Source organism: Amycolatopsis sp. cg5, from assembly GCF_041346955.1.
Lineage (GTDB): Bacteria > Actinomycetota > Actinomycetes > Mycobacteriales > Pseudonocardiaceae > Amycolatopsis.
The window spans coordinates 8,223,440-8,236,089 of the sequence record NZ_CP166849.1 but is presented as its reverse complement, the minus strand read 5'-3'; the positions used below and the strand labels follow the sequence as shown (position 1 = coordinate 8,236,089).

The following is a 12,650-nucleotide window of genomic DNA, read 5'->3' as shown; positions in this document are numbered from 1 at the left end:
TTCCGATATATTGGCTGGCATGGCAGGACGGACGATGACGGAACAGGCGTTCTTCATCCTCACGGCGCTCGTCGGCGAGCCGCGGCATGGCTACGGCATCGTCGGGGAGGTCGACGAGCTGTCCGAGGGCCGGGTCCGGCTCAAGGTGGGGACCTTGTACGGCGCGCTCGACCGGCTGACCGGGGAGGGTCAGGTCGAGCTCGACCGCGAGGAGGTCGAGCAGGGGCGGCTGCGGCGGTACTACCGGATCACCGATTCCGGCAGGCAGGCCGTCGCGGCCGAGGCGGCCCGTCAGTCGGCGAACGCGCGCGCGGCGGAACTCCGGCTCGGCGCTTGGCGTGCTCAGGGGGGAACGGCATGAGGACGCTCGAAGATCGCTATCGGTACCTGCTGCGCGTGCTGCCGCTCTGGTATTGGGAGAAGTGGGCCGAAGACATGGTCGCCACCTATCTCGCGACCGAGCTGGCCGGTCAGGAGGATCCGGAGTTCGTCGAGGAGCATGGCCGTCCGAGCTTCGGCGAGGTCATGAGCGTCGCCGCGCTGTCGCTGCGGCTGCGGCTCGGCGGGGGTTCGGCGCCCGCCCGGTCGGTCGCGTGGGGCGCGGCTGTACGAACGGTCGTGCTCATAGGTTTGCTCGTCAACGCCTCGGGCATGGTGACGAACTGGACCGCCGCGCCGTGGCTCGGCGCGTTCTTCGCGGTGCTCTTCGGCCAGGTCTGGATCGGGCGGGGACTGGCCCTCATCGGCTTCGGGTACTCGGTCTACGAGGCAGTCGTGTCGACCGGGCAGTTCTTCGCCGGCGAGCCCGCGTTCCTGTTCGGCGGCTGGAGCCAGGTACTGATCAACGCGGGGTTGGCGCTCGGGCTGGCCGCGTTCCACCGTGAGGCTCCGCCGACGCCGCAGCGGCCGTGGCTGCTGGCGCTGATCGCGGGGGTCGTGCTCGAACTGCTGCCCGCGTTCGGCTGGATCAGGCTCGAAGCGGGCGTCTGGGACGCGATCACGATCTACTCGCTGGTCTGGTTCTGCGCGACGATCGGGCACCTGGCCGTCCCCGCCGCGCGGTTGCTGTCGACCACGCTCGCGCTGGTCGTGGTCGGCTGGACGTTGGTGGTGCTCCGGGCGCTGTCGCTGGCCGACGTGCTCGCGTTCTTCGGACCGAACTCGAGTTATCTGCTGGTCGGGGCGGCCGAGCTGGCGATCGCGCTGGCGACGTTGCTGCCGCTGCTCGTGCTGGGCAGCCGCGAACGCGAGGTCACCGCAGACGCGCTCGATGCGTGAGGACGACCGCGCGCCGCGGATCGCCCTCGGGTAGCAGCCGGCACAAGGCGTCTACGATCTCCAGGTCGTCGACGCCGCATGAGGTTTCCCAGAACGACCACAGCGATTCGGGATTCCGGCCGGTGAGTGCCACGCGCCGGACCGACGCCGTCAGCGACTCTCGCTCCTCCAGGACGGCGGGCGCTTCGGAATCGGGGAGCAACGGCCCGCGGAACGCGCCGGTCGCGTCGGTCCCTTGACACAAAGCCGTCCTGGCGCGCAGGAAATCGGCGTCGACGTCGGCGGCCAGCCGATACGGCCGGGTCCGCACCACGTCACCGAGCTGCGTGCGCAGCCGGTGGATCTCGGCGCGCACGGTCACCGGGTTGCCCGCGTCGCCGTAGAGCAGCAACGCGAGCCGTTCCGCGCTGAGTCCGGCGGGATGCAGCGCGAGCAAGGCCAGGATTTCCGCGTGCCGCAAGGTGAACGGGATCTCGCGGCCGTCGACGGTGATGGACGGCGTGCCGTCGGTCAGCAGTTCCAGCGCCAGCTTCGGCAGGCGGCGTGGCGCACGAGTGCGCAGCCTGAGCAGGAAACCCTCGTCGAGCGGCTCGACCGCGCCGAGCCTGCCGTCCGGCAGCGTGATCGTCCCTCCGTGCCGCCTGATGTCCACTGTGGACGGAAGGTCGCCGCAGGATTCGCTGGCCAGCACGCGCCCGGTCGCCGAAAGCAATGCCCCCGCCTCGCCGCGAAGTGCTTCGAGATGGCGCATGTTCGCGCGGCGCAAACGTTCCTCGCGCACCGCGAGGTGGGCACGCAGCTGCCCTTCGGCGAGCTGCGCGGCGGCCGTGACGAGCGCGAGCATGGCCGGATGGACCGTGCGCAACGGGCCGCTGACGTCGATGGAACCCAGCAGCAGTCCCGTTTCCGGGTCGCGAACGGGTGCCGCCGCGCAGGTCCACGCGTGATACGCGCGCACGAGATGCTCCGCCGAGTAGATCTGCACCGGCTCGCCGGTGGCCAGCGACGTGCCCATGGCGTTGGTGCCGATCGCGTCCTCGCTCCAGCGCGTGCCCTCGGTGAGCGAGACGTTCTCGGCGCGGTGCAGCACGGCGTTCGCGCCCTCGCGCCACAGGATGAGGCCGTCGACGTCGGTGATGATCATCATGTGCTCGGCGTCGTCCGCGATGCTCACCAAGGTCTGCCGCAGCAGCGGCAGCACCGGCGCCAGCGGATGTGCCTCGCGCACGGCGTGCAGCTCCGCCGCGCCGTAGACCAGCGGCGGGCGCATCGCGTCGGGGTCGACGCGCGCGGCGAGCGAGCGGTCCCAGGATTTCGAGATCACCGACCGTGGGGAGCGGGGAGCGGGAACGCCCGAAAGCACGGCTTCGTGGACATGGCGCAGCAGCCGCGCGTAGGACTCCGGGTCGCGCAGCAAGTCGGATTCGGGCTGCTCTGCCACGTGTTCGAGGCTACGTGACCGCGCTCACTCCGGTGCAACGTGCGTGCAACGTCGCCCCGCCTACCTTCGCCGTCGTCCGGTACGCCGAGTGATGAGGCAGGCAACGATGGTCCAGTACGAGCCCCCGAAGTACGAAGCCCGCTACGACCACTACATCGGCGGTGAGTACGTCGCGCCCGCCGGTGGCCAGTACTTCGAGAACCCGACCCCGGTCACCGGCCAGACCTTCACCGAGATCGCGCGCGGCACCTCCGCCGACATCGACCGCGCGCTCGACGCGGCCGAGGGCGCCGCGCCCGCGTGGGGCCGGACCTCGGTCGAAGCCCGAGCGGGCGTGCTGCTCAAGATCGCCGACCGGATGGAGCAGAACCTCGAAAAGCTCGCGATCGCCGAAAGCTGGGAGAACGGCAAGCCGGTGCGCGAGACGCTCGCCGCCGACATCCCGCTGGCGATCGACCACTTCCGCTACTTCGCCGGCGCGCTGCGCGCTCAGGAAGGCGGGATCTCGCAGATCGACGACAACACCGTCGCGTACCACTTCCACGAGCCGCTCGGCGTGGTCGGCCAGATCATCCCGTGGAACTTCCCGCTGCTCATGGCCGTCTGGAAGCTCGCGCCCGCGCTCGCGGCGGGCAACGCGATCGTGCTCAAGCCCGCCGAGCAGACACCGGCGTCGATCCATGTGCTGATCTCGCTCATCGGCGACCTGATCCCGCCCGGCGTGCTCAACGTGGTCAACGGGTTCGGTGTCGAAGCGGGCAAGCCGCTCGCGTCGAGCTCGCGCGTGAAGAAGGTCGCGTTCACCGGCGAGACCACCACGGGACGGCTGATCCTGCAGTACGCCAGCGAGAACATCATCCCGGTGACCGTCGAGCTCGGTGGCAAGAGCCCGAACATCTTCTTCGACGACGTCGCCGCGGCCAACGACGCCTTCTACGACAAGGCGCAGGAAGGTTTCGCGCTCTTCGCGCTGAACCAGGGCGAGGTCTGCACCTGCCCGTCGCGCGCGCTGATCCAGTCCGGCATCTACGACCGGTTCCTGGGCGACGCGGTCGAGCGCGTCCGCAAGATCAAGCAGGGGCACCCGCTCGACACCGAGACCCAGATCGGCGCGCAGGCCTCCAACGACCAGCTCGAGAAGATCCTGTCGTACATCGACATCGGCAAGCAGGAAGGCGCGAAGGTGCTGACCGGCGGTGCGCGCAGCGACCTCGGCGGCGAGCTGTCCGGCGGCTACTACGTCGAGCCGACCGTGTTCGAGGGCCACAACAAGATGCGGATCTTCCAGGAGGAGATCTTCGGCCCGGTCGTGTCGGTCGCGCGGTTCGACGACTACGACGACGCCATGAAGATCGCCAACGACACGCTGTACGGGCTCGGCGCCGGCGTCTGGTCGCGTGACGGGAACACGGCGTACCGCGCGGGCCGCGACATCCAGGCGGGCCGGGTCTGGGTGAACAACTACCACGCGTACCCGGCGCACGCGGCGTTCGGCGGCTACAAGGCGTCCGGCATCGGCCGCGAGAACCACAAGATGATGCTGGACCACTACCAGCAGACGAAGAACATGCTGGTCTCGTACTCCGACCAGGCGCTCGGGTTCTTCTGATGGACCGCGTGGACCTGACGGGCGCCGCGGCCGCGTTGCTGCGGCAGCTCGTCGGGACGCACGGGCCGGTCATGTTCCACCAGTCCGGCGGATGCTGCGACGGCAGCGCGCCGATGTGCTACCCGCGGGGCGAGTTCCGCATCGGCGAGTCCGACGTGCATCTCGGCGATCTGCGGGTGACGGGCATCGACGCCGTGCCGGTGTGGATGTCGGGTGCGCAGTACGAGTACTGGAAGCACACCCATCTCACCATCGACGTGGTGCCGGGACGGGGGAGCGGATTCTCGCTCGAAGCGCCGGAGGGCGTGCGGTTCCTGATCCGGTCGCGGCTGCTCGACACGTGAAAGTGTACGAACGGTCGTGCTATTTTCGAAGGCATGCGGGTGAATGGTGTCTTCGTGGGCAAGCCCAGCGTGCTGGGGACGGTGCGGGACGAGCCGGTGTACAGCGCGATCGCCAAGGCCAGGGTCGAAGCCGAGCGCGTCAAGCTCGGCGAGATCAATCTCGACGGTGACGACCAGGCCGACCGGCGCGTGCACGGCGGGCCGGACATGGCGGTCTACGTCTACCCGGCCGAGCACTACGAGCAGTGGTCCGAAGACGGGCTCGCCGCGGTACCCGGCGATCTCGGCGAGAACGTCTCGGTCACGGGGATCGACGAGCGGACCGTGCGCGTCGGCGACGTCTGGGCCTGGGGCGACGCGCTCGTCCAGGTGACCAAGCCGCGCTCGCCGTGCTTCAAGCTCGCCATGAAGACCGGGCGCAAGCAGATCATCGCGGAGATGATCCGCAACGGCCGCAGCGGCTGGTACCTGCGCGTGCTGCGGCCGGGTGAGGTGCCGACCGACGGTGAGCTCACGCTGGTCGAGACCGATCCGATCGAGCCGACGATCGCGGAGCTCAACGGGGCGCGCTATGCCCGTTGACGGCCGGGTCGCGCGTGGCGACGCGACGCGCGCGGCGGTCCTGGAGCGCGCGGTCGACATCGCGTCGGTCGAAGGTTTGGACGGACTGTCGCTCGGCAGGCTCGCGACGGAACTCGAACTCAGCAAGAGCGGGGTCCACGCGCGCTTCGGCTCGAAAGAGGAACTGCAGCTCGCCGCGATCAGCGCGGCGAGCGCGATCCTCACCGAGCACGTCATCACGCCTGCCATGACCGTGCCGCCGGGCCTGCCCCGGCTCGACGCGCTGTGCACGAACTGGCTGGCGTACTCGGAGGAGCGGGTCTTCCCCGGCGGCTGCTTCTTCTTCAACACCGCCGCCGAGTTCGACGCGCGGTCAGGCCGGGTGCACGATGCCATCGCGAAGGTGGGCCGCGACTTCGCCGGCCTCATCACCGAGCTGGTCTCCGAAGCGAAAAAGCTGGGCCACCTCGGGTCGGGGGTCGAGGTGGCCCAGCTGTCCTTCGAACTTCATGCACTCGGCCGGGCCGCGAACGCCGATTCCGTCATGAACGGGGGAACTGAGGCGTACGAGCTGGCCCGCGACTGCATGTCGAACAGATTGCGGGCGGCGGCGATGAGCGCACCGCCCGCAACCTAGTCCCTATTTCCAGCCCACCTGCGGGGAACGGTAGAAGTCGATCCCCTGCACGCCCCACCGCGGAGCCTGCTTCGCCAGCCGGAGCCGGTAGGTGTCCCAGTTGTGCGTCGCCTTGGGCGACCAGCCGATCTCCGCGTGGCCCGGCAGCCTCGGGAACGCCATGTACTCGAGGTCGTCGTTCGTGACCAGCGTTTCGGACCACAGCGGCGCTTCGATGCCGGCGACCTGGCTTTCCGTGACGCCCTTCAGGTACGTCGCCGGATCCCAGTCGTAGGCGTCCTTCACCTCGACGAGGCCTGCCCAGTCCTGGCCCAGCGGGCTGGAGTCGGTGTACTTCATGTCGAGGTACGCCTTGTTGGCAGGCGAGAACAGGATCTTGTTCCCGCGCGCCGCCGCGGCCGCGACCTCGGGCTTGTCGTCCACGGTGTCCCAGAACTGCGGGATGGCCGTGGCGCCGGGCTTGGCCTTGACGATCTCGTCCCAGCCGCTGATGTACTTGCCGTACTTGGCCGCGATCGGCTGCACCTTGCTCTGGAAGGTCAGGTAGTCCTCCGGCTTCGTGGCGTGTGCCTCGTCGCCGCCGATGTGGATGTACTTGCCTGGCGTGATCGCCGCGAGCTCGCGGAAGACGTCGTCGACGAACTTGTAGGTCAGCGGGTCGTTGATGCACAGCGAGCTGTACCCGACCTCGGTGTCCGTGCGGACCGGCACGGCCTTCTTGTCGCAGTTGAGCTCGGCGTACGAGGACTGCGCCGCGTTGGTGTGGCCCGGCATGTCGATCTCCGGGATCACCGTGATGTGCCGCGAGGCCGCGTACTTCACCAGGTCCTTGTACTGCTCCTGGGTGTAGAACCCGCCCTTGCCGCCGCCGACCGCGGTCTGGCCGCCGAAGCTCGTCAGCCGGGGCCAGCTCTTGATCTCGATGCGCCAGCCCTGGTCGTCGGACAGGTGCAGGTGCAGCGTGTTGATCTTGTACTGGGCGATCTGGTCGATGTAGGTCTTGACCTGGTCCGGGTTGAAGAAGTGCCGGGCCACGTCGAGCATCGCGCCGCGGTAGCCGAATCGCGGGTAGTCGAGGACGCTGCCGCCCGCGACCGTCCACAGCCGGTGCTGGACGGTCTTCGCGTCGATCGCGGACGGGAGCAGCTGCCGCAGCGACTGCACGCCGAGGAACAGGCCGTCGGCGGTGTTGGCCTTCAGGGTTACACCGTTCTTGGCAACCTTGAGGGTGTAGCCCTCCTTGCCGACGCGGGCGTCGGCGTGGCCGAGTTCGAGCGAGATCGCGGGCAGCCCGAAGCTGTGCGAGAGCACGGGCAGCGGGTAGCCGGTGGCGGGCTTGAGCCGGTCACGCAGGTAGTCGGCGACCTGCGTGGCGCCGTGGTCGGCCTTGATCACGGTGGCCGGCGAGAGCCAGAAGTTGGCCCTGGCGTCGGCTTTCGCCTCGACGGGCGCCGGGATGATGTCGGTGACTGCGCGTTCGGAGCCCGCGGTCTGAGTGGTCGGGCCCGCGGTCGCCACCACGGGCAGGCCGAGAGTCGCGAGACTCAGGATGGCCGAACCCAGCAGGGCTCTGGACACGCGCTTCCTCACGGAACACCTCCGGTAGGGATTCGAGACGTCCCCAGAGGTATAGACCAATGTGGCGCGGAGCACAACGGCCGATCGGTGGGTGGTACGGACCAGTCGACCCCTATTTTCCGCGCAGCACGACCTTCAGCGCCTCCAGCACCGAGGCGTCCTCGATGGTCGACGGGACGGCTTCGTCGCGTCCGTCCGCGATGCCACGCATGGTTTTTCGTAAGATCTTGCCGGAACGGGTCTTCGGCAGCGCCTCCACAATGGACACGTCCCTGAACGCGGCGACCGGGCCGATGTCCCGCCGGACCAGTGCGACCAGCTCGGCCTTCAGCTCGGCTTCGGTGACGTCCACACCGGACTTGAGCACCACGAGACCGCGCGGCAATTGCCCCTTGAGCTGGTCCTTGACGCCGATCACCGCACATTCGGCGACGGCGGGATGCGAGGCGAGCACGGCCTCCATCGAGCCGGTCGACAGCCGGTGGCCTGCCACGTTGATCACGTCGTCGGTCCGGCCCATGACGAACAGGTAGCCGTCCTCGTCGAGGTAGCCGGAGTCTCCGGTTAGGTAATAACCGTCGTAACGGGACAGGTAGGCCTCTTTGTACCGTTCGTCGTCGCCCCAGAGTGTCGGAAGCGATCCGGGCGGCAGCGGAAGTTTGATCGCGATCGCGCCCTCTCGGCCCGCTGGCACGGTTTCGCCCGCCTGATCCAGGATCCGGACGTCCCAGCCCGGCACCGGCTTGGTCGCCGAACCCGGCTTGACCGGCATCGGCTCCAGCCCGCGCGGGTTCGCCGCGATCGGCCAGCCCGTCTCGGTCTGCCACCAGTGGTCGATCACCGGGGTGCCGAGGTGCTCGCCCGCCCAGTGATAGGTCTCCGGGTCGAGCCGCTCACCGGCCATGAACAGGGTCTGGAACCGCGACAGGTCGTGGTTCGCCATCTCCTTGGCCTCGGGGTCGACCTTCTTGATCGCCCGCAGCGCGGTCGGCGCGGTGAACAGCGCCTTGACCCCGTGGTCGGCGATGACCCGCCAGAACGCGCCCGCGTCCGGGGTGCCGACGGGCTTGCCCTCGTAGAGCACGGACGTGGCCCCCACCAGCAGCGGCGCGTAGACGATGTACGAGTGCCCGACGACCCAGCCGACGTCGGAAGCCGTCCACCAGACGTCGCCGGGCTGGATGTCGTAGATCGCCGCCATCGACCAGGCGAGCGCGACCGCGTGCCCGCCGGTGTCACGGACGACGCCTTTCGGCTTACCCGTGGTGCCCGAGGTGTAGAGGATGTAGAGCGGGTCGGTCGCGGCGACCGGCACCGCCTGCGCCGGCGGCGCGTGCTCGATGAGCTCGTTCCAGTCGACGTCCCGTTCGCCGAGCTCGGCCTTGAGCCGGTCACGCTGGAGGATGACCACGCGGTCCGGCTGGTGCTCGGCCATCGCCAGCGCCTCGTCGATGATCGGCTTGTACTCGACGGTCCGCGCCGGCTCGATCCCGCAGGACGCGGCCACGATCACCCTCGGCTTCGCGTCGTCGACGCGCGCCGCCAGCTCCTTGGGCGCGAAGCCGCCGAAGACCACCGAGTGCACCGCGCCGAGGCGCGCGCAGGCGAGCATCGCGATCACGGCCTCGGGCACCATCGGCATGTAGATGATCACCCGCTCGCCCTTGTCGACGTGCAGCGAGGCGAGCGCGCCCGCGAACCTGGTGACCTCGTAGAGCAGCTCGGCGTAGGTGAACCGGCGGGTCTGGCCGGTGACCGGCGAGTCCCAGATCAGCGCGGTCCGCTCGCCGCGGCCCGCTTGGACGTGCCGGTCCAGCGCGTTGACCGAGGTGTTCAGCTCCCCGTCGGGGAACCAGCGATACAGCGGCGCGTCGCTGTCGTCGAGCGCGCGCGTCGGTTTGCGTGACCAGTCGATCGCTTCGGCGGCTTCCAGCCAGAAGCCCTCCGGGTCTTCCAAGCTCCGTCGGTGCGCTTCGGCGTAGTCGCCCATGGCAGCGATCTCCTTGTCCTCGACGACGCCACCCATCATGGACCTGATTCGCCGTCGAAGGGTCGGGTCAGGGTTTCGCGTTGTCCGTCATCGTGGTGAGGATCGAGTCCATCTCGTGCCATTCGCTCGCGAGCGACGAGGCGTAGCAGAAGTATTCGATGCCCGACTTGCGCCAATAGATCGAACGGACGTGGCGCAGCCCCTCCGGCGCGGTCCATTCGAAATCCCAGGTGATGGCCTCGTTGCCGTGCAGCGTCATCTCGCGCAGCTGGGAGCGGGCGAACCCGGCGAGCCGTTTCGACGTCGCCTTCTCGTAGTCCACATGGGACTTGAGGATCTCGCCGGTCGCCGAGGCGCCGCCGTAGCGGACGAACCTGGTCGGTTTCGCGGGGTCGGTCGCCTGGGTGGCGCCCGGAGAGTCGCGCACCGGGCTGGTGGTCCAGCCCGCCGGGATCGCCGTGTGGAACCCCGCCGGCCCCGCGACCGGCTGGAAATTGTCGGGCAAGGTGGACGGCGTGGCCGACGGACTCGGCGAAGGCGACGGCGAAGGTGAGGACGGCGCGACGGTCGGGAGGCCGGTCGCCGTGGTCAGTGAGCCGGGCGGTGGTGACTGCGCGGCGGGCGTGTCTCCGGTGCCGGTGGTGACCAGGAGGGCCGTGCCGACCAGCGCGCAGGCGGTCAGGTTCGCGGCGGCGACGACGAGCGCGAGACGGGCATTGCTCGCTGGCATCGCGCGACCCTTCCCTGACACGATGAGGTGGTCGAGTGGGCACAGACAGTAGCATGGTTCGCCGGGGCGGATGACCACGTTCGGGAGGATGGCGATGAGCGACCCGATGGGGCAGGCGCGGGCGCTGGAAGCCGAGCTGGCGGCGAACCCGGCGGACGAGGCCGTGCGCGCCAAGGTCGTGGCCAGGTTGGGCGAGCTGACCGCCGAAGTGCGCAGCGTCACACGCGACCAGGTGCTGGTGATGACCAGCGCCAGGCAGCGCGAATTCTGCGCCTACGCCGCCGACCGGATCATCACGCTGGGTGGCGGGGACGAGTCCGCGCTGGCCACCGCGCGCGCGTTGCGGGAAGAGGTCAAGGCAGGCGAGGACTGGGTGTGGCGCGGCCGGAATCTGGCCGCCACGCTCGGCGGTTTCGCCGTGGCCGCGGGTCTCGCGGCGGTCGTGTTCGCGGCGCTGGCGGGCAGTGTCTGGCTGGTCGCCGTGGCCGCTGTGCTGAGCAGCGCCGCGCTCGCCGCGATCGTGCTCCTGCACCGGCGGCAGCGCTGGCGGCTCGACGCCGAACGCGTGCGCCAGGTGGTCTGGCGGCACGGTATCTAGGTCGCGCTCCGGCCCTGCAACCGCGACCGGCGCTCGTGCGTCCTAAGCTGAGTTGGGGGAAAACGGCAAATCGACGCGAGGGAGTGGGGAGTGGGCGGTCTCGCAAGCTCGCTGCTGTCCTTGGCGCACACGCTTTTCGGGCCTGGCATCTGTCCTGGCGACTGGGTGTGGGCGACGAGTACCGCTGGGGCATTGATCGCGTTGTTCCCGGTGCTGGGGTCGGTCGTGATCGCGATCATCCGCAAGGGCACCGGCAACCGCTACGACATGACGACGCTGTCGATCTTCGGCGGCATCGGGCTGGTCGCGGCGCTCGTGTTCCCGTGGCTGCTCAGCCTCGGCGTGTCCGAGACCTACCGCGCGGCGTTCTCCGGTGGCAAGTCGGGACTCTCGGGCGCCGAAATGTCCACACTGGACAACAACTTCTGCTCGTGGGTCGGGGTGCAGAAGGAATACCTCGGCGGCGGCCAGAACGTCTACGAGACGTTGTTCTACCCGACGGGCCAGGGCCTTTCCTACGGTCTGTACCTGATCCTGCTGCTCGGCCTGCCCGCCGCGTCGCTGCTGTTCGTGATCCTGCAGGCACGCACCGCGTTCCGCCGAGGCCCGAAGTGGCCGTCGCGGCTCATCTGGATCCCGTTCCTCGCTATGTTCCTGTTCAGCGCGGGCGTCGAGGCCAACACGGCCGTGCACCTGTGGCTCGGGTTCCTGCCGTTCAGCGTGCTGGGCATCATCCCGGTCGCGCTCGTCGGCCCGCCGCCGTGGGCGGTGATCAACCGTCCGGAGCGCCCGCGCAACGAGCCGGAGCCGTACCGCCCGCCGCCGCCTTCGCAGGTCGCGCAGACCCCGCCACCACTTCCGCCGCCGCCGATGAAGAACTACAACCCGACCTCGGTCGCGCCCGCCGCCGAACCGGCGCCGTTGCTGGCGGCGGCACCGGGACCGATCCCGGCGCCGCCCGGCTCGCGCAACGCGGGCGGCGGCCGCTACCGGCGCATCAAGCAGCTCGGCGCCGGCGGTTTCGGCACCGTGTGGCAGGCGCACGACACCCAGCTCAACCGCACGGTCGCGCTGAAGATCGCGCACGCGCCGGACCGCGACACCGAAGAGCGCATGCAGCGCGAGGCCCGCGCGCTCGCCGCCGTCAGCCACCCGAACTGCGTGCGCGTGTACGACCTCGTCGAAGAGAACGACGGCCTCGCGCTGGTGATGGAGTACCTCGAAGGCCGCCCGCTGGCCGCGATCGTCGACGGCCACGGCCCGCTCGACGACATCGCCGCCGGGCGGCTCTGGGCGACCATGGCGGGCGCACTCGCCGCGGCGCACGCGAAAGGCGTGCTGCACCGCGACATCAAGCCGTCCAACATCATCCTCGACCCCGGCGGCCTGGCCCACCTGATCGACTTCGGCATCGCGCGCAGCAAGGGCGACTCGAAGCTGACCGCCACCGGCATGATGATCGGCACCCCCGACTTCGTCGCGCCCGAGACCGCGATGGGCGCCCAGGCCAGCCCGGCCTCGGACGCCTGGCAGCTCGCGGCGACGATCAGCTACGCGCTCTCCGGCCAGCCGCCGCGCGGAACCCGCGAGACACCGATGGCCGCGCTGATGGCCGCAGCCCGCTCGGAGCCGATGTCGTGCCTGCCCGCGCGCAGCGCCCACTCGCGCATCCTCATCGCGTCACTCGACGCCGACCCGCGCCGCCGCCCGACCCTGAGCGCGGTCCAGCGCGAGGTCGAAGGCTGGCTCTCGCGCGTCGGCAAGTCGGCCGACGGCCCGGTCACCCAGTTCGTGCCCCGCCAGACGCGTTAGCCGTGAGTGTTGCCGACGGTTATTTGAGCGGAAACGCAAAGGTGGCCTGTTCGGCGGCTCGGCGTGGGGTCG

At 69.6% G+C, this 12,650-nt stretch carries 12 protein-coding genes; 8 read left to right on the top strand and 4 right to left on the bottom strand.

The genetic code is table 11. The annotated features are described in order from the left end of the window. Positions 1–19 precede the first annotated feature (19 nt). Complete coding sequence (locus AB5J62_RS37180) at positions 20–361, top strand: PadR family transcriptional regulator (protein WP_370944722.1); 342 nt, start codon at positions 20–22, stop codon at positions 359–361. Further along, positions 358–1,278, top strand: a complete 921-nt coding sequence (locus AB5J62_RS37175; protein WP_370944721.1) for a hypothetical protein — start codon at positions 358–360, stop codon at positions 1,276–1,278. Before AB5J62_RS37180 ends, AB5J62_RS37175 begins: the two co-directional genes overlap by 4 nt. On the opposite strand, the gene AB5J62_RS37170 is transcribed toward AB5J62_RS37175, so the two are convergent. Further along, positions 1,253–2,719, bottom strand: a complete 1,467-nt coding sequence (locus AB5J62_RS37170) for a GAF domain-containing protein (RefSeq protein ID WP_370944720.1) — start codon at positions 2,717–2,719, stop codon at positions 1,253–1,255. The two genes, AB5J62_RS37175 and AB5J62_RS37170, sit on opposite strands and share 26 nt — an antisense overlap. A 106-nt stretch (positions 2,720–2,825) precedes the next feature. Here AB5J62_RS37170 and adh point away from each other — a divergent pair, with 106 nt between their 5' ends. From adh to AB5J62_RS37150, 4 genes are read left to right on the top strand one after another with little or no spacing between them, the layout of a single operon-like run. After that, positions 2,826–4,328, top strand: coding sequence for an aldehyde dehydrogenase (gene adh / locus AB5J62_RS37165; RefSeq protein ID WP_370944719.1), 1,503 nt, complete (start codon positions 2,826–2,828; stop codon positions 4,326–4,328). Further along, positions 4,325–4,672 (top strand): DUF779 domain-containing protein, encoded by a 348-nt coding sequence (locus AB5J62_RS37160; RefSeq protein WP_370950440.1) that lies wholly within the window; start codon positions 4,325–4,327, stop codon positions 4,670–4,672. The genes adh and AB5J62_RS37160 overlap by 4 nt, the downstream gene beginning before the upstream one ends. A 33-nt stretch (positions 4,673–4,705) precedes the next feature. Next, the gene (locus tag AB5J62_RS37155) at positions 4,706–5,254 is read left to right on the top strand and encodes an MOSC domain-containing protein (RefSeq protein ID WP_370944718.1); all 549 of its coding nucleotides are present in this window, start codon (positions 4,706–4,708) and stop codon (positions 5,252–5,254) included. Next, on the top strand, positions 5,244–5,870 hold the full coding sequence (locus AB5J62_RS37150) for a TetR/AcrR family transcriptional regulator (RefSeq protein ID WP_370944717.1): 627 nt from the start codon (positions 5,244–5,246) through the stop codon (positions 5,868–5,870). The genes AB5J62_RS37155 and AB5J62_RS37150 overlap by 11 nt, the downstream gene beginning before the upstream one ends. Positions 5,871–5,873: 3 nt before the next feature. Here AB5J62_RS37150 and AB5J62_RS37145 read toward each other — a convergent pair whose 3' ends face one another. The 3 genes from AB5J62_RS37145 to AB5J62_RS37135 form a co-directional block, all read right to left on the bottom strand. Then, entirely contained in the window at positions 5,874–7,460 is a 1,587-nt protein-coding gene (locus AB5J62_RS37145) for a beta-N-acetylhexosaminidase (protein ID WP_370944716.1), read from the bottom strand. A gap of 100 nt (positions 7,461–7,560) precedes the next feature. After that, positions 7,561–9,474, bottom strand: a complete 1,914-nt coding sequence (locus AB5J62_RS37140; RefSeq protein WP_370950439.1) for a propionyl-CoA synthetase — start codon at positions 9,472–9,474, stop codon at positions 7,561–7,563. A 31-nt stretch (positions 9,475–9,505) separates the two neighbouring features. Beyond that, on the bottom strand, positions 9,506–10,168 hold the full coding sequence (locus tag AB5J62_RS37135) for a hypothetical protein (RefSeq protein WP_370944715.1): 663 nt from the start codon (positions 10,166–10,168) through the stop codon (positions 9,506–9,508). Positions 10,169–10,262: 94 nt separating this feature from the next. On the opposite strand from AB5J62_RS37135, the gene AB5J62_RS37130 reads away from it, so the two are divergent. Together AB5J62_RS37130 and AB5J62_RS37125 are read left to right on the top strand one after the other, a co-directional pair. Continuing rightward, the gene (locus tag AB5J62_RS37130; protein WP_370944714.1) at positions 10,263–10,766 is read left to right on the top strand and encodes a hypothetical protein; all 504 of its coding nucleotides are present in this window, start codon (positions 10,263–10,265) and stop codon (positions 10,764–10,766) included. A gap of 90 nt (positions 10,767–10,856) precedes the next feature. After that, the gene (locus AB5J62_RS37125) at positions 10,857–12,578 is read left to right on the top strand and encodes a serine/threonine-protein kinase (RefSeq protein WP_370944713.1); all 1,722 of its coding nucleotides are present in this window, start codon (positions 10,857–10,859) and stop codon (positions 12,576–12,578) included. The last annotated feature ends 72 nt before the right edge of the window (positions 12,579–12,650 follow it).

What these genes read in the sequence shown, in the direction of transcription:
- AB5J62_RS37175 (WP_370944721.1), top strand. Translation starts at nt 358, where the DNA reads ATGAGGACGCTCGAAGATCGCTATCGGTACCTGCTGCGCGTGCTGCCG.
- AB5J62_RS37155 (WP_370944718.1), top strand. Translation starts at nt 4,706, where the DNA reads ATGCGGGTGAATGGTGTCTTCGTGGGCAAGCCCAGCGTGCTGGGGACG.
- AB5J62_RS37140 (WP_370950439.1), bottom strand. Translation starts at nt 9,474, where the DNA reads ATGGGTGGCGTCGTCGAGGACAAGGAGATCGCTGCCATGGGCGACTAC.
- AB5J62_RS37180 (WP_370944722.1), top strand. Translation starts at nt 20, where the DNA reads ATGGCAGGACGGACGATGACGGAACAGGCGTTCTTCATCCTCACGGCG.
- adh (WP_370944719.1), top strand. Translation starts at nt 2,826, where the DNA reads ATGGTCCAGTACGAGCCCCCGAAGTACGAAGCCCGCTACGACCACTAC.
- AB5J62_RS37135 (WP_370944715.1), bottom strand. Translation starts at nt 10,168, where the DNA reads ATGCCAGCGAGCAATGCCCGTCTCGCGCTCGTCGTCGCCGCCGCGAAC.
- AB5J62_RS37130 (WP_370944714.1), top strand. Translation starts at nt 10,263, where the DNA reads ATGAGCGACCCGATGGGGCAGGCGCGGGCGCTGGAAGCCGAGCTGGCG.
- AB5J62_RS37150 (WP_370944717.1), top strand. Translation starts at nt 5,244, where the DNA reads ATGCCCGTTGACGGCCGGGTCGCGCGTGGCGACGCGACGCGCGCGGCG.